A 23175-nucleotide genomic window follows, 5' to 3' on the forward strand; every position below is an offset into this window, starting at 1 on the left:
GGATCTCCTTACGCCTGGAGCCCCGTGCATCAAAGGTCCTCCGAGCCGCCCAGTCCGGTGAGGGCGCCCACCGGGTCCGGGTCGGGGGTGCCGCGCGGCCACCAGTCGTCGTGGCCCGGTTCCGACTCGTACGCGTACCACAGGCCGTCGCGGCCGAAGCGGAGCTGGACGTGACCGCGGGGGTGGGTGAGGTGGTTGCGGCGGGGGCGGAAGGCGGGGAGGTCGGCGGCCAGGAGGAGAGGGCGGGCCCGGTCGAAGCGGCCGGCCGGCGGATCCCAGGACTCCTCCAGGACGGTGAGCCCGTCCGGCCCGCCCTGCCGCCAGGCGGCCACCGCGCGCGCCAGCTCGGACGGGGTACGGCCGGCGGCGGAGGCGAGCGAGGCGTAGAGGGAACGCGTGGTGGCGGTGAGCCCGGAGCCCGGGCGGGACGCGGCGAGGCGTACGGCGTCCTGCCAGAGGGTCAGTTCGCCGATCTCGTCATGACCGGTGGCCAGCAGAACGTGGGCGCGGGCCGCCGCGTCGGTCGCCAGATGGTCCAGCGCGAAGGAGTCGGGGCCGTTCGGCGCGGACGGATACGCCGGTGGCTGCTCGGGATGCGCAGGCACGGGCAACGGGGCCGGAAGGGGCGGGAGCCGACGTTCGGCGAGCGCTTCGGCGGCCCTTACGCCCGGCAGGGGCTCCGGTTCCTGTTCCTGTGCGGCACGGGCCGCCCGCGTGGCGTTACGGCGGGACAGCGCGTCGAGTACGTCGCGTTCGCCCCGACCGCGCAGCAGGAGCAGCACGAACGGGTCGGCGTCGAGCAGTCGCGCGCTCTGGTAGCAGAGGGCGGCCGCGTGCTTGCAGGGGTGACCGCGGTCGGGGCAGCTGCAGTGCGGGTCGAGGTCGCCGGGGCCGGGCAGCAGCGGCACTCCGCAGTCGGCGAGGGACTCGGGCAGCTCCTTGTCGAGCAGCGCGGCGATGTGTCCGGGACGCTCGACGGCGGCGTCCAGGAACCGCTCCCATTCCTCGTCCCCCAGCGTGCGCAGGCGCACCTGGACGCGGTAGGGGCGGGGGCGGCTGCCCTGCACATACGCCAGGACGAGCCCAGGGGTGACCGTGATCGCGTCCACGTTTCCCTGCTCGGCGTAACCGCGGCCGCGGGCCAGGCGCCCCGGGTCCAGGGCGCCTTCTTCGAGCGCGGTCACCCAGGCGTTGCCCCACCACGTCTCGGCGAACGATCCGCCGGTGCGCGGCGGAAAGGCGGGGAAGGTACGACGGTGGTCCCCGTCCCGGGAGGGGGCGGCCATGGAGCGGGGGGTGGCGGGAGCGCGAGGCGGTCCGGCGGCCACCGAGAACGGCGCACCAACCCCGGCGCGCGGGGCCGCTGCGTTGTGCCGGACGGGCCCGGGCTCGCGATCCGGGTGCCGCTCAACATCCGGGTACGGCTCGGAATCCGGGCGCCGCCCAGCATCCGAGTGCCGCTCGCGATCCGGGTGCCGCTCAGCATCCGGACGCTGCTCGAGACGCGGATCCCGCTCGGGACGCGGTCCAGGCTCGGGGCGGGGATCGCGATCGGGACCCAGGTCGGGATCGGGGTCGGAATTCAGGTCGGGACCGCGGTCGGGATCAGGGTCGGGACCGGGTGCGGAACCCACCTCGGGGCCAGGACCGAGGTCGGGATCGAGGGCGGGACCGCGGTCGGGACTCAGGTCGGGGGCGGGACTGAGGTCGCGTGTTTCCTCCGGTGGCATTCGGAAGGCGTCCGAGAGCAACTCCTCTACGGCACGCGCGCGTTCTTCGGCGACATGGTCACGCGTGCGGCCGGGACGCCGGGCGTCCGTACGCGGGCGCGGGCGCGGGTGCCGACCGCCGGGTTCGCTCTCCCGTCCTGCCTGCTCCTCGGCTTCGGCCGCATCCTGCCGCGCCTGCGCGCGTGCCGCCCGCAGGGCCTCACGGGCGATGTCGGCGGGGCGCGCGCCGGTCGTTCCCTGCCGGGGGTGCGGCTTGTCGGCCGCCGGTCCGGCGTCCGCGAGTGGAGTGGGGGCCGCTGCGGGGAGGGCGTCGGCGGCTGCCGGAGCGCCGTCCGCGGGAGCGGTGGCCGACGTGGAAGCAGTCGGTGCGGGAGTGGGGTCCGGCGGGCGCCGCAGGGCCGCGCGGGCTGCGTCGCCGGGCCGGGGTGCAGGGCCTCCCGGCTGCTGCGACGACTCCTGCGCCGACTGTTCCTGCCGCCGTTCCCGGGCCGCCCGCAGCGCGCGGCGGGCCTCGTCGGCCGGCCTGCTGCCCTGCTCCTGGTGCGCCGCCCCGGTCACTGCGTCGGTCTCCACCTCGCCCCCGGTCTCCGCCTCGGCCCCGGTCTCCACCTCCGCTCCGGTCTCCGCCTCGGCCCCGGTCTCCACCTCCGCTCCGGTTTCCACCTCGGCCCCGGTTTCCACCTCGGCCCCGGTTTCCACCTCGGCCCCGGGCGGGACCGCGTCGTGCCTCTTCTGCTCGTGCGGCTCCCCCATCACGCCTCCCTCCGCAGCCTGACCAGGTCGGTCAGCTCGCGGTCCGTCAGTTCCGTGAGGGCCGACTCGCCGGAGCCGAGGATCGCGTCGGCCAGGGCGCGCTTGGCCTGGAGCATGTCGGCGATGCGGTCTTCGACCGTGCCCTCGGTGATGAGGCGGTGGACCTGCACCGGCTGGGTCTGCCCGATGCGGTAGGCGCGGTCGGTGGCCTGTTCCTCCACCGCCGGGTTCCACCAGCGGTCGAAGTGGACGACATGACCCGCGCGCGTGAGGTTGAGGCCGGTGCCTGCGGCCTTCAGGGAAAGCACCAGGACCGGGGTCGCGCCGCTCTGGAAGCGGTCCACCATCCGCTCCCGCTCGGGTACCGGGGTGCCGCCGTGCAGCAGGTCGACCGGGACCGCGCGGGCGGTGAGGTGGGCGGCGATCAGGCGGGCCATGCCGACGTACTGCGTGAAGACGAGGGCCGAGCCGTCCTCGGCGAGCAAGGTGTCGAGCAGTTCGTCCAGGAGCGCGAGTTTGCCGGAGCGGGCGGCCAGCGCGTCGCCGACCGAGGCGCTCTCCTCCTTGAGGTACAGGGCCGGGTGGTCGCAGATCTGCTTCAGCGCGCCGAGAAGCTTCAGGACCAGACCGCGCCGGGCGATGCCGTCGGCCGTCTCGATGGCCAGCAGGGACTCCCGCACCACCGCCTCGTACAGGGCGGCCTGTTCCCGGGTGAGGGGGACCGGGTGGTCCGTCTCCGTCTTGGGCGGCAGTTCGGGCACGATCCCGGGGTCGGACTTCTTGCGGCGCAGGAGGAAGGGGCGCACCAGGCGGGCGAGGCGCTCCACCGCGAGGTCGTCCTCGCCGTTCTCCACCGCGCGCGCGTGCCGGGCGCGGAAGGACTTCAGGGGGCCGAGGAGTCCCGGCGTCGTCCAGTCGAGCAGGGCCCAGAGCTCGGAGAGGTTGTTCTCGACGGGGGTGCCGGTCAGGGCCACGCGCGCGGGCGTCGGGATCGTGCGCAGGGCCTTCGCCGTCGCCGAGAAGGGGTTCTTCACGTGCTGGGCCTCGTCCGCGACGACCATGCCCCAGGGCTGCCCGGCCAGGGTGGCGGCCGCCGAGCGCATCGTGCCGTACGTGGTGAGGACGAAGCCGCCGGTCAGGTCCGTCAGGCTGCGGTCGGGGCCGTGGAAGCGGCGGACGGGGACGGCGGGCGCGAACCGGGTGATCTCGCGCTGCCAGTTGCCCAGGAGGGAGGCCGGGCAGACCACGAGGGTCGGTTCGGTGCGGGCCCGCTTCAGGTGGAGGGCGATGACGGTGATCGTCTTGCCGAGGCCCATGTCGTCGGCGAGGCAGCCGCCGAGGCCGAGGGAGGTCATGAGGTCCAGCCAGGCCAGGCCACGCAGCTGGTAGTCGCGGAGGGTGGCGTGCAGGCCGGCGGGCGGCTGCGCGGGGTGCACCCCGGCGGTGAGGCGGTCGCGCAGGGCGGCCAGGGCGCCGACGGGGACCGCCTCCACGGTCTCGCCGTCGACCTCCGCGGCGCCGGAGAGGGCGACGGACAGGGCGTCGACCGGATCCAGCAGGCCCAGTTCCCGTTTGCGGGCCTTGCGGACGAGTGCCGGATCGACCAGCACCCACTGGTCGCGGAGCCGCACCACCGGGCGGTGGGCCTCCGCCAGCGCGTCCATCTCCGCCTCGCTGAGGGGGTCGCCGCCGAGCGCCAGCTGCCAGCGGAACTGGAGCAGTTCCTCGCCCTCGAAGAAGCCGGCGCCGTCCGTCGCCGAGCCCGGCGCGGGCCGGACCACGGCGGCCGCGCTGAGGTCCTGCGCCAGGTCCCTCGGCCAGTGCACGGCGACGCCGGTCGCCGCGAGCCGGGTGGCCGCCACGCCGAGCAGATCGCCCAGCTCGTCCTCGGAGAGGGCCAGGACGTCCGGCGCGTGCTGTTCGGCGAGCCGGGCGAGCGGCGGCCAGACGCGTGCCGCGCGCCGCACGGCGAGGGCCGCGTCCACGCGTGCGCGTGCCCCGAAGGCGGCGTCGGCCCCGCCCGCCCACAGGGTCGCCGCGTCCGTCACCAGGGTCGGGTCGGCAAGGCTGTGCACCTGGACGATCGCGGCGCCCGCGCTGCGCACCCGCTCGCCGTCGTCGGACACGTCGAACATGTCGTACGCGGACAGGTCGAGGCGGAGCGAGATCCGCACGCCCGCGTCCATGCCGGCCGCGACCTCGGCGGCCCAGTCGTGTGCGCCGGGCAGCCGCTGGGGCCGGCGGTCCGCGAAGGGCTTCCCGCAGGCGTGCGGCGCGGCCGGGGTGCGGGGCAGGGTGTCCGCGACGGCGTCCAGGAAGGACCGCATCAGGGCCTCCGGCTTCGGCAGCCGCAGGGGGCCGGGGCCGGGGAGCGGCACCGCGTGGCCCTCGGGCGGGAGTGCGGCGGCGATCGCGCGCAGGTGTGCGATGTCCGCGGGGTCCAGGGGGCCCGCGCGCCAGGCGTCGTGTCCGGCGGGCGTCAGTCCGGGCAGCAGGCGACCGCGGGCGGTGAGCCGCAACGCGTGCAGGGCGGCGGCGCCCCAGCAGGCGGTGGCCGGATGGGCGGCGGGGTCGCGGCGGGCGCGCACGAGCAGCGGAAGTGCCTTGTCCAGCGGCAGGGACAGGGCAGGGGACTCGGTACGGCGGATGGAGGAGCCGTGCCGCCGGACGACGGTGAGCTCGGTGAACTCCGTGAGCCCCGCAGGGTCCGCGTCCGCCGCGAGGGTCGGCGGGCCCTGTGACGGGTCCCAGAAGGCGACGCGGCCCTCGCGCGGGAGGGGTGCGGGCAGGAAGACGGCGGCGAGCCGCACGGAGACGGCGCCGGGCTCGGCCGAAGCCGCCTCGCCGACCATGGCGCTCATACCTTGTGTCCACCTCCCGCCCGCGTGTCGGATCAGTCGTCTTCGACTCTACGGGCGGGGTCTGACAATCGGTCCCGGAGGCCGGCCGGCCACCCCATCGGGTCCGGTCCGCTCAGGTCCGGTCCGGTCCGGTCCGGTCAGGGCACCGTGCGGGAGACGACGTAGACGAAGGGATAGAGCGCGTTGCCGGTGTTCACCACCACGTCCAGCGTCGGATCGGGGTTCTCCCGCTCGCGGACGATGCCGAAGTCGTCGCCGGGACGGGAGCCGCGGCCGGTGAACTTCCAGCCGGTGATCTCCTGGTCGCGGTCGCTGATCTCGATGTCGCCCTTCTTCAGGGCGGCCCTGCTGACGCCGATGTCCGCGAGGAACTGGTCGAGACCGGCCTGCGTGGTCTGGAACTGCACGTAGAGCCGGCTGGTCTTCCAGTTGTTCGTCTCGTAGTAGGCGACCTGGTTGGAGGGGTGCGGGATCGGCACCTGGTACAGGCGGCGCTGGACCTTCGACGGCCAGTCCGCGGTCAGGCCGGTCGCCGAGTACTTCGCCTCCTTGTCCTTTCCGCTGTCGCGGCTCTGGTTCGCGGAGATCACCAGGTAACCGGCCGGGACACCGATGAGCAGCACGATGATCAGCAGGGTGAGAGCCCTGCGGCGGATCACATGCCGACGGTCCTCCGGTGGGCTGGAGGGCTCGTCGGGGGGCGCGGCCTGGCGGGGCAGCGATGCTGTCATGCGGCGTCCCGGATGGTGCGGGGTGGCGCGGCGGTCATGCCGTGTCCTGGGTACGGGGCAGTGCGGCGGTCGTGGCGGTCATGCCGTGTCCTGGGTGCGGCGGGCCGCCTCCGTGAACCGCTCGAAGCGCTCGTAGCGCTCCACGCGGCGGCGCTTGGCGCGCCGGAAGCGGCGGGCGACGAGTCGGGCCAGGTCGGCGGCGCCGACCATGCCGGCCTCGGGGCCGAGCTGGGCGCGGACGATCCGGGCCTCGGGGCGGTAGCCGCGGCCGGTGAGCTGGCGCTTGAACGCGTCCCGCGCGGGGGCGATCAGCAGGTCGTCGGCGGCCGAGACGCCGCCGCCGATCACGAAGCAGGACGGGTCGAGGGCGGCGGCCAGGTTGGCGATGCCGACGCCGAGCCACTGGCCGATGTCCTGGAGCAGCTCGATGCACATGGCGTCGCCCTCGCGGGCCAGCTCGGTGATCATGGGGCCGGTGATGTCCCCGATGTTGCCCTTGACGTGCTCGATGATCCCGTAGGCCACCGGGGAGTCGGCCGCGGCCAGCTCGCGCGCCTCCCTGACCAGGGCGTTGCCCGAGCTGTACTGCTCCCAGCAGCCGCGGTTGCCGCACGGGCAGCGGTGGCCGCCGGGCACGACCTGCATATGGCCGAACTCGCCGGCGACGCCGTACTTGCCGCGCTTGACCTGGCCGTCCTCCAGGATCGCGCCGCCGATGCCGGTGCCGAGCGTGATCATGACGAGGTGGTCCTCGCCGCGGCCCGCACCGAACCGCCACTCCGCCCAGGCGGCGGTGTTGGCGTCGTTGTCCACCAGGACGGGAACCGCCAGACGGCCGGAGAGGCGGTCCCTGAGCGGCTCGTTGCGCCAGGACAGGTGGGGCGCGAACAGGACGCGGTTGCGGTCCGCGTCGACCCATCCGGCCGCGCCGACGCCGACCGCGTGCACGTCATGGCGGTCGGACAGGTCCAGGACCAACTCGACGATCGTGTCCTCCACGACCTTCGGGCTCTTGGACTTGTCCGGGGTCTCCGTGCGGACCTTCTCCAGGATGTTGCCGTCGGCGTCGACGACGCCCGCCATCACCTTGGTGCCGCCGATGTCGATGCCGACGGTCGGCACACGGGGTGCGGTGAGGTGCGAGCGGCGCTCCCTCGTGCCCACGGTGCGAAGTGCGGGGGCGCGGCGGGAGCCGATGGGGGCGCTGAAGTTGCCGTAGGTGCTCATCGTCGCCGATTCTGCCTCACCGACACGTCGGGTGCCGAGTGGGGCAGTGCCCGTGCGGCGCAACCGCACACCGGCGCCGGCCCCGTGCCCCAACGGGTGCGTTCCCAGTAGTGCCGAAGATCGTCGAGCTCGTTTCCGCCCGCCATCTGCCTCGTCAGCTCGTCAGCTCGTCAGCTCGTCGTCCAGGGTGAGGGAGTCCCGCGGGTGGCTCCCCACCGTCGCACCCCGCTTCAGGAGGACGAACCCGTCCCCGACCGGATAAGCGTGGTGCGGGTTGTGGGTGATCAACACAACACACCGAGGCCCTTCCTCGGCTCCGGGCCCGGGCGCCGGGGGCGAGGGTGGCGAGCAGGGAGACCGCGACGCCCGCCCAGACGTTCGCCGTCATCCGGCAGTCACCTTGTCCGGACATCCGATCGCATGGTCAGGACATGGCGATGCCTTCGGGCTTCCCTCCCGGCTCTCAGGGCCGCACGAGCAGCTGGAACTCGAAGGAGTAGCGGGTCGGCCGGTAGATGTGATCGCCGAACTCCACCGCCCGGCCGGTGTCGTCGAAGGTCGTGCGCTGCATGGTCAGCAGAGGGGCGCCCTCGTCCTCGGCGAGCCGCTCGGCCTCGTCGGCGGTCGCGGCGCGGGCGCCGATGGACTGACGGGCGCTGTGCAGGGTGATCCCGGCGGCCCGCATCAGGCGGTACAGGCCGGTGGCCTGCAGCTGGTCGCTGTTCAGATCGAGCAGCCCGGAGGGGAGGTGGTTGCACAGGTACGCCATCGGCTCCCCGTGCGCCAGCCGCAGCCGCTCCACTCGGTGGACGTCACTGCCCTCGGCCACCGCGAGCGCGGCCGCGACTTCCGCCGACGCCGGGACCACGGTGTTGACCAGGACCGTCGTCGCCGGACGCTGCCCGGCCGCCTCCAGGTCGTCGTAGAGGCTGCTGAGTTCCAGCGGGCGCTTGACCTGGCTGTGCACGACCTGGGTGCCCACGCCCCGGCGACGGACCAGCAGGCCCTTGTCGACGAGCGACTGGATCGCCTGGCGGACGGTCGGCCGGGACAGGCCGAGCCGTCCGGCGAGCTCGATCTCGTTGCCCAGCAGGCTGCCGGGGGTGAGCGAGCCGTGCTCGATCGCGGCCTCCAACTGCTGGGCCAGCTGGAAGTACAACGGCACCGGAGAGCTTCGGTCCACACGGAGTTCGAGCTGCACGGTCGGGTCCACCTCTGGTTTCGGCACGGGCCGAGCGTAGCTCCGCCGCCGGTTGACGGGAAGTTGTGTAGTTCGGTTGTCCGGACATACGCATTGACAGCGTGCGGCCCGCGCCGCCACTTTGGTTTCATGCGCATCGGGGTCATCGGGACGGGCCGCATAGGCACCATTCATGCGAACACACTCAGCCGTCACCGCGAGGTCGGATCCCTGATCCTGACGGACGCGGACCATGCGCGGGCCCAGGAGCTCGCGCATCGGCTGGGCGAGACGGCCGCCCCTGGGGTGGACGAGATCTTCCGCTGGGGCGTGGACGCCGTGGTGATCACGACGGCGACCTCGGCCCACGCCGAACTGATCGGTCGGGCAGCGCGCTCCGGGCTTCCGGTCTTCTGCGAGAAGCCGATCGCCCTGGATCTGGCGGGCACGTTACAGGCGATCGCCGAGGTCGAGTCCGCCGGAACGATCCTTCAGATGGGCTTCCAGCGGCGCTTCGACGCGGGGTACGCGGGAGCCCGGGAGGCGGTGCGGTCGGGGCGGCTCGGACGGCTGCACACCGTACGGGCGCTGACGTCCGACGAGTCGGCGCCGCCGGCCGCGTGGCTGCCGGTGTCCGGCGGGATCTACCGGGACGCGCTCATCCACGACTTCGACTGCCTGCGCTGGGTCACCGGCCACGAGGTGGCGGACGTGTACGCGGCCGGGTCCGACGCCGGGCCCGCGATGTTCCGCGAGGCGGGGGACGTCGACACGGCCGCCGTGGTGCTCACCCTCGACGACGGCACGCTCGCCACGGCGACGGCGACGCGGCTGAACGGCGCGGGCTACGACGTCCGCATGGAACTGGCCGGGGAGCTCGACCAGATCGTCGTGGGCCTGGACGACCGCACGCCGATCGCGTCCACCGAGCCCACCGGTCCGCCGGCCGCGGACAAGCCGTGGACGGGGTTCCTGGAGCGCTTCGAGCCCGCCTACGGGGCCGAGCTGGCCGCCTTCGTCGAGGTGGTGCTCGGCCGGCGGGCGAACCCGTGCGACGGCCGCGAGGCCCTGCAGGCGCTCAGGATCGCCGAGGCCTGCGAGCTGTCCAGGCGGGACCGCAGACCGGTCGCCCTCGCCGAGATCCCGGGCGGGGTGGAGTCGGCGTTCAGGTGAGCAGGCGTATCGCGGGGGCCGCGGCGTCCGTCGCCATGAGGGACTCGCAGTGGGCGCATGTCAGGCGGTACGGCCGGACCAGGTTGGTCTGGATGCTGTTCGTGCCCGACTCCTTGGTCTTCGGGCAGTAGTACCCGAGGTGCAGGCGCACCCAGGGATGGCTGGTGGGCGCAAGGCCCCGTCTGCTGTCCCTGGCGTCCTCGAACGGGGCCCACCAGAAGTCCACCAGGGCCCGCAGCGCGAGCCGCTCGGAGCCGGAGGTCGTGTCGTACGCGGCGATCCGGCCCGCGGTGTAGTGGCTCTGGAAGCCGCTGCGGCTGCCCGAGCACAGCGCCCGCTCGGCGCCGCGCTCGTAGGCCGTGGTGCGGCCGGTCCGCTCGCAGATGAAGCAGTCCACGCTGAACTCGAGCTTGGAACTCCAGTGCAGATTGTGGAAGTCGTCGCCCGTGAGCGGGCCGGTCAGCTCGGCGGTGATCTCCGCGGTGCGCAGCACGCATGTCCCCCTGAGAACGTCTGGATCACGGTGTTCTACCAGCGCACCGGCAGGCTGCGCACCCCGCGTATCAGCAGGCCCGGGAGCCAGTCGCCGGGCGGGCCGCCGGCGGCGAGGCCGGGCGCGCGGTCCAGGAGGGAGCGCAGGGCCGTGGTCGCCTCCAGGCGGGCGAGCGGGGCGCCCAGGCAGTAGTGGATGCCGTGGCCGAAGGCGAGGTGGCCTCGGGTCTCGCGGCGGATGTCGAAGCGGTCGGGATCCGGGAAGCGGGCCCCGTCCCGGTCGGCCGCGGTGAGGCCGATCATCACGTGCTCCCCCTGCGCGATGGGCGTGCCGCCGATCTCCAACGGCTGCGCCGCGTAGCGGAAGGTGGCGTTCTCCACCGGCCCCTCGTAGCGCAGGGCCTCCTCGACCGCGCCGTCCAGGAGGGTCATGTCGGCGCGCAGGGCGGCGAGTTGGTCCGGGTGGGTGAGCAGGGCGTGAACCGCGTTGGTGATCAGGTTGACGGTCGTCTCGTGGCCCGCGACGAGGAGGATGAACGCCATGCCGCGCAGCTCGCCGGGCGAGAGCCGGTCGCCGTCCTGCGCGGTGGTGCGGATCAGGTCGCTCAGCAGGTCGCCGCCCGGTCCGGTGGACCGCTTGTCCTCGATCAGCTCGGTGAGGTACTCGGCGAGCCGGACCAGCGCGTCATACTCGCTGTCCGCGTCAGTGGGCGCCACCACCTGCGTGGACAGCTTGCGGAATTCCGTGCGGTCCAGTTCGGGAACGCCGAGCAGCTCGCAGATGACCGTGATGGGCAGCGGGAAGGCCAGTGACTCCACGAGGTCGGCGCGGCCGTGCGGCAGCATCGCGTCGAGCAGTTCGTCGGTGATCTGCTGGACCCTCGGCCGCAGTTCCTCCACGCGGCGCATGGTGAAGGCGCGGGCGACCAGCGCGCGCAGGCGTGTGTGCTGCGGCGGGTCGGCGGTCAGCAGATACGGGCCGATGAGCTGATCGTCGAAGCCCCCCAGCCGGCTGCTGTCCTTGGACAGTCTCGGATCGGCGAGCGCCGCCCGCGCCTCCTCGTACCCCACGACGAGCCAGGTCTCATAGTCTTCGCCGGCGCCGGGCAGCCGCACCCGGTGCACCGGACCATGCTCGCGCAGTCGCCCGTACACCGTGTGCGGGTCGCTCCGGAGCCCGTCGCCGAACTCCCCCAGGTCGATCACCTCGGCCATGCCACTCCCCCTCCGTCACTCCCCCAACGGACGGGAGCGACGCCTAGTGCCCGTCCTCCGCCGCGTCCTGAACTCCCGCCGCCCCTCCCGCCCTCTCCTCCAGGAGCCCCGCGTCGTACGCCAACAGGGCGATCTGCACCCGGTTGTTGAGGTCGAGCTTGGCCAGGATCCGGGAGACGTGGGCCTTGACGGTGGCGACGCTCATGAAGAGTGCGGCGGCGATGTCCGCGTTGGACAGTCCGCGGCCGACGGCGACGGCCACCTCGCGTTCGCGATCGCCGAGCTCGGTGAGCCGCACGCGCGCGTGGGCGCGTCGGGTGTCGGCCGCCGTGCCGGCCGCGTGGTCCATCAACTGCCGGGTGACCGTGGGCGACAGGACCGGGTCACCGGCCGCGACCCGGCGCACCGCGTCGAGGATCTCGGCGGGCGGGGTGTCCTTGAGGACGAAGCCGGCCGCCCCCGCCCGCAGTGCCCGCAGCACCTGCTCGTCGGCGTGGAAGGTGGTGAGCACCACCACCTGTGGGGCGTCGGCCCGCCCGCGCAGCCGCTCGGTGGCGGTGAGCCCGTCCACGGCCGGCATCCGGATGTCCATCAGGACGACGTCGGGCCGGGTGCGGTCCACGAGCCCCTCGACCTCGCCGCCGTCGGCGGCCTCACCGACGATCTCGATGTCGTCGGCGCCGCCCATCATGAAGGCGAGACCGGCCCGCACCAGGGGATCGTCGTCGACGAGAAGGAGTCTGATCGCAGTCATGGTCCTCACGTAATCACGATTGCGGGCCGCCCAGTCGGCGAGTTCACCGCTGGCTAGGGCGCCGCCGCCGGCCACGGCAGCCACGCCCGTACCTCGAAGCCGCCGTCTCCCCACGGGCCGTGTTGCAGTCGGCCCCCGGCCAGCGTCGCTCGTTCGGTCAGGCCGATGAGGCCCTGGCCGGATCCGGGGACGGGCGGTACGTCGCCCTCGGGGGCCGGGTTGCGCACGGTGACGGCCAGGCCCTCGCCGGGGCCGCCGGTGACGGTGATCGCGGTCTCCGTTCCGGGGGCGTGTTTGCGGGCGTTGGTGAGGCACTCCTGCGCGATGCGGTAGGCGGTGCGGCCGACGGAGGAGGGGACGGTCGCGGCGTCGGTGACGCGCTGGTCGAGGGTGACCTTCATGCCGGCCTCGCGGGACTCGGCGACCAGCGTGTCCAGGGCGGCCAGCGTCGGCTGGGGCCGGCCGGCGTCGTCGGGTTCGCCGGCCCGCAGCACGCCGATGATCTCCCGCAGGTCCTGCAGGGCCTCGTGGGCGCTCTCGCGGATGACGCCGGCCGCCCGCGCGATCTCCTCGCGGGGCGCGTCGGGACGGAACTCCAGCGCGCCCGCGTGCACGCTGAGCAGGGTGAGCCGGTGGGCGAGCACGTCGTGCATCTCCCGCGCGATGGCCTCGCGGGCCAGCCGCTGCGCCTGCTCGGCGCGCAGCCGGGCCTCTGTCTCGGCGCGTCGGGCGCGCTCGCGCAGGCTCAGCATCAGCTGCCGCTTGGACCGTACGAACATGCCCCAGCTGACGGCCGTGACGGTGATCAGCACGCTCCACGCCACCGCGGGCCCGTACGTCAGGGTGGGGTCCGGGCGCACCCAGGCGAGCACCGGGATCAGCGCGAGCTCGGCGCCGCCCACCCAGGCCACGTACCGCAGCGGCCGGTGCACGGCGAGCGAGAAGAGGGCGACGACGCAGGCGCCGGACGAGGTGGTCGACAGGAAGCCGAGGGGGACCAGCAGGGCCGCCAGGCCGAGGGGCCACCGGCGGCGCAGCCAGACCGCCGCGCAGGCGAGGGCGCCCAGGAGCTGGTCGGTCAGGGCGAAGGCGGGCGGGAGATCCCGTTCGCCGGGGAAGGCGTCCGCGACGGCCAGGCCGACGGCGACGGCCAGGAGGAAGCAGCAGAAGTCGACGACCCAGTCGCGTGCGGTGCGCCGCTGCCGCCGGCCGGGCCGCTCGGCGTCCGGGTCGAGCGCCGAGACCAGGGCGGACGGCAGCAGCCATCGGCGTCCCGTGAACCCGGACGCCGTCCGGGTCGCGCCGTCCGCGACATCCGTGTCGTCGTCTGCCCTCATGGTCGACGAATCTACGCAGCGCGGGGGCGCGCCACCTCCCTGTGGACGGGATCCGCCACCGAAGGGAGACGACCGTCGACCGAAGTCGCGCCGCCGGCTACTTTCGGCGCCGCCGGACCGGCGGAGCGGAGCCTTCCGTCGGACGCGTCTCGCCGCACGGCCGATGGCCTGCGAGGGTCCGCGGGGCGACAGTCCTGGACATGAAGGAACTGCTGGAAGTGATCGGTTTTCTCGCCCTGGTGCAGGGTGTGCTGGGCCTGGTGCACGAGTTCAGCGACTGGCGGGTGGGCCTGGTGCAGCGGATCGGTTTCCTCGACGGCTATGAGGTCTACGCCAGCGCCGCGCTCATCGTCCTGGCGTTCGCCCTGTTCGCGGCGGCGGAGAGCCGGGGGTCCGACTGAGTGGGGGGAGTCGGACCTCCGGCCGGTCGCACCGTTCCTCGACGGTCAACTCTTGATCGCCCGACGGCTCAGCAGCCGTAGTTGATCAGGTTGAACGTGGCGTAGTGGTCCGCGGTGTAGTAGTCCTCGGCGGTCTTCTTCCCGGTCACGATGCGGCGCGCTCCGCGCGTCGACGACCCGGGGGTCTTCACCGTGTACTCGTGGTAGTAACCGGTCGACTGCGAGGGCAGTACGCCCTCCCGGTTCTGGAAGACCGAGCCGTCCTGCGAGTACGGGAACGGCCCGCCCTGCTCGATCAGGTCGAGCGTGTCGTACGCCTGGGACGGCAGCCTGCTGTAGCAGACGCTGCCGACCGCGGCGTTCGCCGTCGTGGCGGAGACGGCGCCGCCGACCAGGAGGGCGGAGAGGACGGCGGCCGAGGCGCCTATGCGGGTGATGCGTGGGGGGAATCTCATGCCCTCATGATGACGCGCGTAGACAGTGGCATGTCAATGACAACTTCGAGGATTTTCCCGGCAAGTCCGTTGAGTTTTCGGGAAGTTAACCTGCGGCTAGCCGTTGTCCGGGAGTTCGTACGAGCCGTAACTCGGACGGCCCTGAAGGTCGTACGTCTGGACGGAGACGCCCGCGGCGGTGATCAGGCCGCCGGTGTGCCGGAACGCGGTGGGCAGGGCTCCCTCGGCGAACAGCCGCAGGCCTGAGCCGAGCACGACCGGGAACGTCAGCAGGTGAACGGTGTCCACGAGGTCCAGCGCGAACAGCGACCGGGCCAGGGCGCCGCTGCCGTGGATCTGGAGCTCGCCGTCGGTGCGCTCCTTGAGGGCGGTGACCTCCTGGGCGAGGTCGTCGCCGCGGATCACGGTGGTGCCCGCCCAGGCGGGGTCGGTGAGGGTCGTGGAGGCCACGTACTTCGGCAGTGCGTTCAGCTTGCCCGCGACGGGGTCGCCCGGATCGGTGACCTTCGGCCAGAACCCGGCGAAGATCTCGTACGTGCGCCGGCCGAGGAGGAACGCGCCGACGTGGTCGAAGACTCCGGAGATGAACCGGCCGAAGTCCTCGTCCCCGTACGGGAAGCTCCAGCCGCCGTGCTCGAAGCCGCCGCGGGTGTCCTCGTCGCGGCCGCCGGGGGCCTGGTAGACGCCGTCGAGGGTGACGAACATGGTGGAGACCAGCTTGCCCATGGCGCGTGCCTGCTTTCTTCCGTGGGGTCCTGCTGTCATCACCTCAGACCCCACCGCGGCCCGCAACTCATGGGCTCAGCCCGCGTTCGTCGAGAACAGTCCGCCCGTCGGGCCCTGCTTGTCGCCGCCCTGGGCCTTCTTCAGGGCGTTGGCGAGGCTCTCGATGGTGAGGGACTGCAGGATGACGCGGCCCTGGCCCTCCAGGGTGGCCAGGGACAGGCCCTCGCCGCCGAACACGGCGTTCATGATCCCCTGGCGGTTGAGCCCGCCGACGCGCTGGACGCCGTACCGGATGCCCTCCTCGAAGGCGACCACGCAGCCCGTGTCGACCTCGATGCGGCCGCCGAAGTCCGCCGGGTCGAGGTCGATGAAGTTGCCGGCGCCCGCGATGATCACCGTGCCGCGGCCGGTGAACTTCTCCAGGATGAAGCCCTCGCCGCCCTTCATGCCGGTGCGGCCGCCCTGGAAGGCGATGCCGAAGTCGACGGTGGACTCGGCGGCCACGAAGGCGTCCTTCTCGGCGAACCACGCGCGCGTGCCGTCCAGCTCCAGGGCGCGCATCTCACCGGGGAGCACGCCCGCGAAGCCGACCGTGCCCTCGCCGCCCTGCGCGGTGAAGTACTGGAACGCCAGCGACTCGCCCGCGAGGGCACGCTGGCCGACCTGCATGGCCGTGCCCATGGCCTGGCGCAGCATGCCGCCCATGCCTCCGCCGCCACCGCCACCGCTCTGCGGCTGCTGGCCGCCGCCTCCGCCGGACGGGCCGCCCAGGCGGGTCTCCATGGTCACGTTGGTCGTCTTGAAGAGGAACTTTCCGGCCTCGCAGTACACGGTCTGGCCGGGGTGCAGGCTGACGACGGCCATCTGCATGGCGTTGCCGACGATCTCTTGCTGAAGGGTCACGAGGGGAGAACGCAGGAGGCGGAGGAAAGAGTTCCGGCCTGCCCTCTTTCGGCCACCGGCTCCTTCGGCCCTGGACCTCGGTGTCCGTTCGCCGCCAGCATTGCGGGGCGCCGGCCGCTGGGATGGACCCATGACGACGACCTACGGAACTCTCGACGGCAAGGTGGCCCTGGTGACCGGCGGCAGCCGCGGCATCGGGGCGGCGACGGCCCTGCGGCTCGCCCAGGAGGGCGCGGACGTGGCGGTGACGTACGTGAACGGCAAGGAGGCCGCCGCGGACGTCGTGGCGGCCGTTCAGGCGCTGGGACGGCGGGCGGTCGCCCTGCGCGCGGACTCGGCGGACCCGGCGGAGGCGGCCGGGGCGGTGGACCGTGCGGTGGAGGCGCTGGGCGGCCTCGACGTGCTGGTGAACAACGCGGGCGTCGGCGTCCTCGGTCCGCTGGCGGAGCTCGCCCTCCCGGACGTGGACCGGGTGCTGGCCGTGAACGTGCGCGGGGTGTTCCTGGCCTCGCAGGCGGCGGCCGGGCGGATGCCGGCCGGCGGGCGGATCATCACGATCGGCACCTGCATGACCCAGCGGGTGCCCGGTCCCGGCGGAACGCTGTACGCGATGAGCAAGTCGGCCCTGGTGGGGCTGACCAAGGCGCTCGCCAGGGAGCTGGGCCCGCGCGGGATCACGGCGAACCTCGTCCACCCCGGCCCCATCGACACCGATATGAACCCGGCGGACGGCCCGTACGCGGCCGGTCAGGCGACGATGACCGCGCTGGGCCGCTTCGGGACGGCGCAGGAGGTCGCGGCGACGGTCGCGCACCTGGCGGGGGCCGCCTACGTCACGGGCGCGGAGTTCGCCGTGGACGGCGGGCACGCGGCGTGAGCGCGGGAGTGCCTGGCCGTCAGGCCAGGGCCTCCCGGACGCGGTGCAGATAGCTGAAGTCGTGGTCCTCGCGGGCTCGGGCCAGAGGGCGGATCTCACGGGTGGCCACGTTCAGCGCGATGCCGCCGACCGCCCCGAGGACCCAGCCGAGGCCAGGCCGGACCACCTCGCCGGCGGCGGCCGTGAGGCCCACGGTCACCATCACGGACCGTTCCACCCAGGCCATCCGGCTGCTCCTGGCGGCCGCGCGGTAGTCCGCGACGGACTCGTCGATCTCGCGTCGCAGCTGGGCCAGGACGTCGGCCGGGTGGGCGTAGTCGCGACGGAGGTCGCCGAGCATCCGGTGCAGGGCCCGCATCAGCCGCTCCCGTTCGTCGCCGTACCGGTCGCGGAAGGCGAGGACGTCGGCGGTGGGGGTGCCGGGCGCGGGAACCGGCAGGAGGCCGCCGAGGTCCGCCTGGTAGGCGGGCAGCCGGTGCTCGTCGGGGGCGGCCAGGCACGCGGCCGCGGCCTCCGCGCGGTCGGTGTACGGGACGTACGCGAGTTGTCCGGCGTGGGCCAGTTCGCGCGCCATGACGCCGACGATGAGCTGCTGGACCCGCTGCGGCACGGCCAGGCTCCAGTACCCGCGGTCGCAGCGCTCGGCCAGGCCGAGGCGCAGCAGCTCCTCCTCCAGCCAGCGGCTCAGTTTCGAGCCGTAGATGAAGGTGTCGGGCGGTACGGGGAGCCGCGGCCGGTCCGGGCTCTCGGCCAGGCGGTGCAGTTCCCAGAGCAGCACCTGGGAGGTGAGGGAGCCGAGGGAGACCATGCCGTGGTACGGGTCGTCCAGCCGCTCCATCGCGCCCCGGCCGAAGACCAACGGCGTGTACAGCGCGCGGTCCCGTAGCTCCGTCAGCTCGGCGGAGACGGCGGCCTCGTACACCTCGGGGTCGCGGGGCACGACCGTGGCGATGCCGTCCCAGTACAGCAGCGCCTGGTGCAGCACCTCCGTCGGTGGCTTCACCAACGGGTAGTAGAGCAGGACCGCCATCGTGCCTCCCCGTGAACACCCCGTTTCCCGACGGGGTGTTCACCGTAGCGGAGGCCGGTTCAGCCGCCCAGTTCCTGGTGGCGGGCCCGCAGCGCCGCCGTGCCCGCCTCCGTGAGCGAGCCGAACAGGCGCAGGCGGGAGATGCCGCCGTCGGGGTAGATGTCCACGCGCGCGTGCGTGCCGACGGCCGGCGCCGGCAGGACGAAGCGGTGGTTGGTGTCGGGCTGGAGGCGGGTGCGCGGGAGGATCTCCGTCCACTCGCCGTCCTCGCCGTCCTTGACCGACACCGTCGCCCAGCCCGCGCTGTTGCCCTTCAGGTACGCGGTGTCGATCTCCAGGGCGCGGATCTGCGCCTGGGCCGCCAGGCGGTAGCGGATCCAGTCGTTGCCCCGGTCGCGTCGGCGGCGGGTCTCCCAGCCGTCGTCCATCTTGCGGGAGCGGCCGGGCTGGATGGTGTTGGAGGCCGGGGCGTAGAAGCGGTTCGAGGCGTCCTCGGCCCGGCCGCCGTTCTCCAGGGCGACGACGTCGAAGGCGCCGAGCACCGCCAGCCACTCCGGGTCCGGGATCACCTCGCCGTACACGCGCAGGCGGGCGATGCCGCCGTCGGGGTGCTGGTTGACCCGCAGATGCGTGAAGCGCTGCTCCACCGACACGGAGAAACCGTTCGCCGCATGGCCGCCGACCGGGGTGCGCGGGACCAGGGTCGTCCACTTCACGTCGTCGCCGAGGAGCTCCTCGGGGGACGGCGAGCCCGGCGCCGAGGCGCCCTCGACCGACACCGCCTGCGGGTAGTTGCCGCGGAAGTGGGCGGTGTCGACGACGATGCCGCGGATCACGCCGGGCGCGCCGAGGCGGACCAGCGCCCAGTCGTGGTCCTCGGCGGTCGGCCAGGGGTGCTCGGCCGAGGCGCCGCGGCGGCGGCGGGTCTCCCAGCCGTCCATGATCTTGCCCTTGTGTCCGAAGCGCTCCGGGTCGAACTCCGCGGGCTCGGGGATCAGCAGGTTCTCCCGCTGGGCGAAGAACTCGTCGTTGGCGGCGATCACCGAGGCGCCGAGCCGGCGGTCGGCGAGGTCGGCGTGGTGGGTGAAGGGGAAGTCGGCGGTGCGGTAGTCCGCGTACGGGTCGCCGCCGCCGTAGGGGTTCGCGTCGCCGGTGAAGCTCTCTATCGCCGTCACGGTGATCAGGTCTGCCTTTCGGGAGTCGGCCGGTGCGGGTGCGGGTGGCGTCGGGGGTGCGGGGCGGGCACGCCTTCGGCTCAGGGGGTGCGGGTGAGCAGTCGGCCCTTCGGTTCGGTGAACTCGCCGTCTGCGACGATCCGTTCGCCGCGCAGCCAGGTCGACCTGACGACGCCGTACAGGGTCCGGCCGGCGTACGCCGTGACGCGGTTGCGGTGCTGGAGGTTCGCCGGGTCGACGGTGAAGGTCTCGTCGGGGGCGAGGACGGCGAAGTCGGCGTCGCGGCCCACCTCGATGGCGCCCTTGCGGGTCAGGCCGACGAGGGCGGCGGTGCGCGCGGACATCCACCGCACGACGTCCTCCAGGCCGTGGCCGCGCCTGCGGGCCTCGGTCCAGACGGCCGCCAGGCTGAGCTGCAGGCCCGAGATGCCGCCCCATGCGGTCGCGAAGTCGTCGGTCTTCAGGTCGGCCGTGGACGGGGAGTGGTCGGTGACGACGCAGTCGATGACGCCGTCCGCGAGGGCCTGCCACAGCAGGTCCTGGTTGGCGGACTCGCGGATCGGCGGGCAGCACTTGAACTCGCTGGCGCCGTCGGGGACTTCCTCGGCGGTGAGCGTCAGGTAGTGCGGGCAGGTCTCGACCGTGATGCGGACGCCGTCGGCCTTGGCGGCGGCGATCAGCGGCAGCGCGTCGGACGAGGACAGGTGCAGGACGTGCACGCGCGCGTGCAGGCGCTTGGCCTGCGCGACGAGGTGCGCGATGGCCGTGTCCTCGGCGTCGCGCGGGCGGCTGGCGAGGAAGTCCGCGTACTTGGGGCCGCCCTGCTGCGGGGCGGCGTCCAGGTGGTGCGGGTCCTCGGCGTGCACGATCAGCAGGCCGTCGAAGGCGGCGATCTCGGCGAGCGACCGGGCGAGCGCGTCCTGGTCGAGGTGCGGGAACTCGTCCACGCCCGACGGGGAGAGGAAGGCCTTGAAGCCGAAGACGCCACGGTCGTGCAGCGGGCGCAGGTCCTTGAGGTTGTCGGGCAGGGCGCCGCCCCAGAATCCGACGTCGATGTGCGCCTTGTCGGCTGCGACCTCCTGCTTGACGCGCAGGTGCTCCACGGTGGTGGTCGGCGGGAGGGAGTTGAGGGGCATGTCGACGAGGGTGGTGACGCCGCCGGCCGCCGCCGCGCGCGTGGCGGTCCAGAAGCCCTCCCAGTGGGTGCGGCCGGGGTCGTTGACGTGCACGTGCGTGTCGACCAGGCCGGGGAGCAGGACGTCGTCCCCGAAGTCCTCCAGCCGGGCGCCCTCGGGGACGGGGGCGTCGTAGGGCAGGACGGCGGTGATCTCGCCGCCCGCGACGGCGACCGCGGCGGACCGCGTCCCTTCGGGAGTGATGACGCGTGTCGAGCGCAGCACCAGTTCGGCGTCGGGCACCCGGACCCCTCTCTGTTCGCGTTCTCCGGAAACTTCCGCGTAACGAAATTCAACGTTCTGTTGAAGGAGTCTTCACTCCCGCCTTCACGCCGTCAAGAGCACACTTCTCCACAGTGCACCCACTGCCGCCACTCTGGACGTTTCCACAAAGCGGAATTAGCATTCCGTCAAGCAGAACGTAGCTACGCACAAGCGAGGAGTCAACCGACCGCCGGGTAGGCTTCAGCCCTTCCCGCCTGTTTCGAAAGGAACGCGCCGTGCCGACGTCCAGCGCCAGCACCACCGACTCCGCCAAGTCCGCCGGCGGAGGGGTCCAGTCCCTCGAGCGCGCCTTCGATCTGCTGGAACGGATGGCGGACGCGGGCGGTGAGGTGGGCCTGAGCGAGCTCTCGGCGAGCAGCGGACTGCCCCTGCCGACCATCCACCGCCTGATGCGCACCCTGGTGGCCTGCGGATACGTCCGTCAGCAGACCAACCGCCGCTATGCGCTGGGCCCGCGCCTGATCCGGCTCGGCGAGTCCGCCTCCCGGCTGCTGGGCACCTGGGCCCGCCCCTACCTGGCCCGCCTGGTCGAGGAGACCGGCGAGACGGCGAACATGGCGCTGCTCGACGGCGACGAGATCGTGTACGTGGCGCAGGTGCCGTCCAAGCACTCGATGCGGATGTTCACCGAGGTCGGCCGTCGGGTCCTGCCGCACTCCACGGGCGTCGGCAAGGCACTGCTGGCGGGCTTCCCGGACGCCGAGGTGCGCGCCCTGCTCGCCCGCACCGGCATGCCCGCCGCCACGGAGAAGACGATCACCACGCCGGAGGGCTTCCTGGCCGCCCTGGGGGACGTACGCCGGGCCGGATACGCGGTCGACGACAACGAGCAGGAGATCGGCGTCCGCTGCCTGGCGGTGTCCGTGCCGGACTCCCCCACCGCCGCGGCCATCTCCATCTCCGGCCCGGCGGGCCGCGTCACGGAGTCGGCCACGGAGAAGATCGTGCCGGTGCTGCAGCAGGTGGCGGCGGAGCTGTCGGAGGCGCTGACGAACTCGGGACCGGCCGCCTAGCCCGACCGCACCCCAGCACCATGGACGCCTGAGGCCTAGCCTGGAAGCAGGAGGACGGCAGCGGAGCGAGGTGTCCATCATGCTGCAGGAGAACAAGCACTGGTCCTCGGGAAAGTGGCAGGTCACAGCGGGGCGAGCCGATGAGTTCATCGAGCGCTGGCGGGATTTCCTCGCCTGGACGGGCAAGGAGAACCAGGGGTTCCTCGGAGCGCGCCTGATCCGGGACCTCAAGGACCCGAACTCCTTCGTGTCCTTCGCCGCCTGGCAGGACCTCGACTCGATGCGTGCCTGGCAGGGCTCGCCCGGGTTCAAGGAGCGCTTCGACGCCGCCTACGCCCTGTGCGAGGACATGCAGAGCAGCGGCTACGAGCTGGTCGTCGAGATCTGAGCGGCCGCGGCTCAGCGGCGGGGCGTCTGCCCGAACAGCTCCACGGCGTCGCGCACGTCCGACAGGCCGCGGGCCAGCGCGCTCACCGAGCCGATCGCGCCGGCGACGAGGAGCAGGGAACGGCGTAACCGGGGGACTTCCGGGATGCCGTGGGTCGCCATCGCGGCCAGTGCGGCGAGTTCGTCCTCGGCGATGACCCGGTCGGGGAACTCGGCCGGGTGCGCGGCGAGTTCGCGGCGCAGCCGGGACACCGCGGTCCGCAGTTCCGCCACCCTCGGATCCTCGTCGCTGCCGGTCACTGCTCTCTGCCCCAAGCTCCGCAACACAGCTCTCCCCCCTGGCACACTCTCGCGTGTTCCCACCCCGCACCCCCCGGGGCGCTGGTCGGGCGTCGGAGGACGCGCGGGTCAGTAAACGCCACCCGATGCCGGGTGCGCCACTGCGCGGACGGAAATTCAGCCCCCGGAAACCGTGTGGTCGACACCGCGTCAGGTATGCAGGACGCATGACGCAAAAGGAAGACCGGGCCCGGGACCAGGTGGTCGGCCTGCTGCTGGCCGCGGGCGGGGGCCGGCGGCTCGGCGGGCGGCCCAAGGCGCTGCTCGAACACCGGGGGCGGCCGCTGGTCGAACATGCGGTGGGGGTGCTGCGTGCGGCGGGCTGCACGCGCGTGCACGTGGTCCTCGGGGCCGCCGCCGACGCCGTCCGGGAGCGGGCGCGGCTGGACGGGTGCGTGCTGGTGGAGAACCCGGAGTGGGAGCAGGGCATGGGCACGTCACTGCGAGCCGGGCTCGACTCGCTCGCCGGGACCGGGGCGGGTGCGGCGCTCGTCTCACTCGTCGACCAGCCCGGCATCGGGCCTCAGGCGGCGGCCCGGGTACTCGCCGCATACGAGGACGACTCCTCCCTCGTCTCCGCCGCCTACGACGGCGTACGCGGCCACCCCGTCCTGTTCGGGGCAGCCCACTGGGCGGGCATCGCGGCGACTGCGACCGGCGACCGGGGGGCGCGCGCCTATCTGAGGGAACACGAGGAGGCGATCACGCTCGTCGAGTGCGGGGACGTGGCCCGGCCCTTCGACATCGACACCCCCCAGGATCTCGCCCACCTTGAGTGAGGGACCTGGCACCGGGCGCCACCGTGCCTCGACCCGAAGAATCTCGACATCAACAAACCATTGAACTTCCACGATGAGGAAACTAGTATCCACTTTTCAGAAGGACCCGGCTCGTCCGGGACCCCGCTCGCCGTACCCGGTTCGACTGGCACCCGATGCCACCGCTGAAGGAAGTGA

22 protein-coding genes and 1 pseudogene are annotated in these 23175 nt (G+C 73.0%); 6 read left to right on the forward strand and 17 right to left on the reverse strand.

The features are described from left to right. Positions 1 to 29: 29 nt before the first annotated feature. From ACIBAF_RS13500 to ACIBAF_RS13525, 6 genes and pseudogenes are all read right to left on the reverse strand, one after another. On the reverse strand, positions 30 to 2483 hold the full coding sequence (locus tag ACIBAF_RS13500) for an SWIM zinc finger family protein (protein ID WP_399463318.1): 2454 nt from the start codon (positions 2481 to 2483) through the stop codon (positions 30 to 32). Next, positions 2483 to 5344: a DEAD/DEAH box helicase gene (locus tag ACIBAF_RS13505; protein WP_399463319.1), complete on the reverse strand. Its 2862-nt coding sequence runs from the start codon at positions 5342 to 5344 to the stop codon at positions 2483 to 2485. Before ACIBAF_RS13505 ends, ACIBAF_RS13500 begins: the two co-directional genes overlap by 1 nt. 137 nt (positions 5345 to 5481) lie before the next feature. After that, positions 5482 to 6075, reverse strand: coding sequence for a sugar kinase (locus ACIBAF_RS13510; protein WP_399463320.1), 594 nt, complete (start codon positions 6073 to 6075; stop codon positions 5482 to 5484). A gap of 78 nt (positions 6076 to 6153) precedes the next feature. Next, positions 6154 to 7302, reverse strand: coding sequence for an ROK family glucokinase (locus ACIBAF_RS13515; RefSeq protein WP_079658688.1), 1149 nt, complete (start codon positions 7300 to 7302; stop codon positions 6154 to 6156). Continuing rightward, a pseudogene (locus ACIBAF_RS13520) lies at positions 7299 to 7596 on the reverse strand (hypothetical protein); the annotation flags it as partial. The gene ACIBAF_RS13515 and the pseudogene ACIBAF_RS13520, both read right to left, overlap by 4 nt. Positions 7597 to 7765: 169 nt before the next feature. Continuing rightward, complete coding sequence (locus ACIBAF_RS13525) at positions 7766 to 8503, reverse strand: GntR family transcriptional regulator (protein ID WP_399463378.1); 738 nt, start codon at positions 8501 to 8503, stop codon at positions 7766 to 7768. 129 nt (positions 8504 to 8632) lie between these two features. On the opposite strand from ACIBAF_RS13525, the gene ACIBAF_RS13530 reads away from it, so the two are divergent. Further along, positions 8633 to 9655: a Gfo/Idh/MocA family oxidoreductase gene (locus ACIBAF_RS13530; protein WP_399463321.1), complete on the forward strand. Its 1023-nt coding sequence runs from the start codon at positions 8633 to 8635 to the stop codon at positions 9653 to 9655. Here the strand turns inward: ACIBAF_RS13530 and ACIBAF_RS13535 are convergent. Genes ACIBAF_RS13535 through ACIBAF_RS13550 form a run of 4 tightly spaced genes read right to left on the reverse strand, consistent with a single transcriptional unit; the run spans position 9648 to position 13453 of the window. Next, positions 9648 to 10148, reverse strand: coding sequence for a hypothetical protein (locus ACIBAF_RS13535; RefSeq protein ID WP_399463322.1), 501 nt, complete (start codon positions 10146 to 10148; stop codon positions 9648 to 9650). The genes ACIBAF_RS13530 and ACIBAF_RS13535 overlap by 8 nt on opposite strands. A gap of 35 nt (positions 10149 to 10183) precedes the next feature. Further along, positions 10184 to 11362 (reverse strand): cytochrome P450, encoded by a 1179-nt coding sequence (locus ACIBAF_RS13540; RefSeq protein WP_399463323.1) that lies wholly within the window; start codon positions 11360 to 11362, stop codon positions 10184 to 10186. Positions 11363 to 11405: 43 nt separating this feature from the next. Further along, on the reverse strand, positions 11406 to 12116 hold the full coding sequence (locus ACIBAF_RS13545; protein WP_399463324.1) for a response regulator: 711 nt from the start codon (positions 12114 to 12116) through the stop codon (positions 11406 to 11408). 53 nt (positions 12117 to 12169) lie between these two features. Next, positions 12170 to 13453 carry a histidine kinase gene (locus tag ACIBAF_RS13550; protein WP_399463325.1) on the reverse strand — a complete coding sequence of 428 codons (1284 nt, stop codon included), beginning with the start codon at positions 13451 to 13453 and terminating at the stop codon, positions 12170 to 12172. A gap of 200 nt (positions 13454 to 13653) precedes the next feature. Between ACIBAF_RS13550 and ACIBAF_RS13555 the strand changes: the two genes are divergently transcribed. Next, positions 13654 to 13854 (forward strand): hypothetical protein, encoded by a 201-nt coding sequence (locus tag ACIBAF_RS13555; protein WP_319344738.1) that lies wholly within the window; start codon positions 13654 to 13656, stop codon positions 13852 to 13854. A gap of 68 nt (positions 13855 to 13922) precedes the next feature. Here the strand turns inward: ACIBAF_RS13555 and ACIBAF_RS13560 are convergent, their stop codons facing one another. From ACIBAF_RS13560 to ACIBAF_RS13570, 3 genes are all read right to left on the reverse strand, one after another. Beyond that, on the reverse strand, positions 13923 to 14309 hold the full coding sequence (locus ACIBAF_RS13560; RefSeq protein WP_399463326.1) for a ribonuclease domain-containing protein: 387 nt from the start codon (positions 14307 to 14309) through the stop codon (positions 13923 to 13925). 96 nt (positions 14310 to 14405) lie between these two features. Continuing rightward, positions 14406 to 15035: a dihydrofolate reductase family protein gene (locus tag ACIBAF_RS13565; RefSeq protein WP_399463327.1), complete on the reverse strand. Its 630-nt coding sequence runs from the start codon at positions 15033 to 15035 to the stop codon at positions 14406 to 14408. Between the two features lie 75 nt (positions 15036 to 15110). Then, entirely contained in the window at positions 15111 to 15938 is an 828-nt protein-coding gene (locus ACIBAF_RS13570) for an AIM24 family protein (protein WP_399463328.1), read from the reverse strand. Between the two features lie 130 nt (positions 15939 to 16068). Here ACIBAF_RS13570 and ACIBAF_RS13575 point away from each other — a divergent pair, with 130 nt between their 5' ends. Beyond that, on the forward strand, positions 16069 to 16815 hold the full coding sequence (locus ACIBAF_RS13575; RefSeq protein ID WP_399463329.1) for an SDR family oxidoreductase: 747 nt from the start codon (positions 16069 to 16071) through the stop codon (positions 16813 to 16815). 19 nt (positions 16816 to 16834) lie between these two features. Here the strand turns inward: ACIBAF_RS13575 and ACIBAF_RS13580 are convergent, their stop codons facing one another. From ACIBAF_RS13580 to allB, 3 genes are all read right to left on the reverse strand, one after another. Further along, positions 16835 to 17845 (reverse strand): hypothetical protein, encoded by a 1011-nt coding sequence (locus ACIBAF_RS13580; RefSeq protein ID WP_399463330.1) that lies wholly within the window; start codon positions 17843 to 17845, stop codon positions 16835 to 16837. A gap of 59 nt (positions 17846 to 17904) precedes the next feature. After that, positions 17905 to 19020 (reverse strand): allantoicase, encoded by a 1116-nt coding sequence (gene alc, locus ACIBAF_RS13585; RefSeq protein ID WP_399463331.1) that lies wholly within the window; start codon positions 19018 to 19020, stop codon positions 17905 to 17907. 80 nt (positions 19021 to 19100) lie between these two features. Beyond that, on the reverse strand, positions 19101 to 20438 hold the full coding sequence (gene allB / locus ACIBAF_RS13590; RefSeq protein ID WP_399463332.1) for an allantoinase AllB: 1338 nt from the start codon (positions 20436 to 20438) through the stop codon (positions 19101 to 19103). Positions 20439 to 20695: 257 nt separating this feature from the next. Between allB and ACIBAF_RS13595 the strand changes: the two genes are divergently transcribed. Both ACIBAF_RS13595 and ACIBAF_RS13600 read left to right on the forward strand, forming a co-directional pair. Further along, positions 20696 to 21493 carry an IclR family transcriptional regulator gene (locus ACIBAF_RS13595; protein WP_399463333.1) on the forward strand — a complete coding sequence of 266 codons (798 nt, stop codon included), beginning with the start codon at positions 20696 to 20698 and terminating at the stop codon, positions 21491 to 21493. 79 nt (positions 21494 to 21572) lie between these two features. Then, complete coding sequence (locus tag ACIBAF_RS13600; protein ID WP_399463334.1) at positions 21573 to 21881, forward strand: antibiotic biosynthesis monooxygenase family protein; 309 nt, start codon at positions 21573 to 21575, stop codon at positions 21879 to 21881. 11 nt (positions 21882 to 21892) lie between these two features. On the opposite strand, the gene ACIBAF_RS13605 is transcribed toward ACIBAF_RS13600, so the two are convergent. Beyond that, positions 21893 to 22180, reverse strand: coding sequence for a DUF5955 family protein (locus ACIBAF_RS13605; RefSeq protein ID WP_399463379.1), 288 nt, complete (start codon positions 22178 to 22180; stop codon positions 21893 to 21895). 206 nt (positions 22181 to 22386) lie between these two features. Here ACIBAF_RS13605 and ACIBAF_RS13610 point away from each other — a divergent pair, with 206 nt between their 5' ends. Then, positions 22387 to 22998 (forward strand): NTP transferase domain-containing protein, encoded by a 612-nt coding sequence (locus ACIBAF_RS13610; RefSeq protein ID WP_399463335.1) that lies wholly within the window; start codon positions 22387 to 22389, stop codon positions 22996 to 22998. The last annotated feature ends 177 nt before the right edge of the window (positions 22999 to 23175 follow it).

The organism is Streptomyces sp. NPDC051677 (assembly GCF_044453465.1).
Taxonomy (GTDB): domain Bacteria; phylum Actinomycetota; class Actinomycetes; order Streptomycetales; family Streptomycetaceae; genus Streptomyces.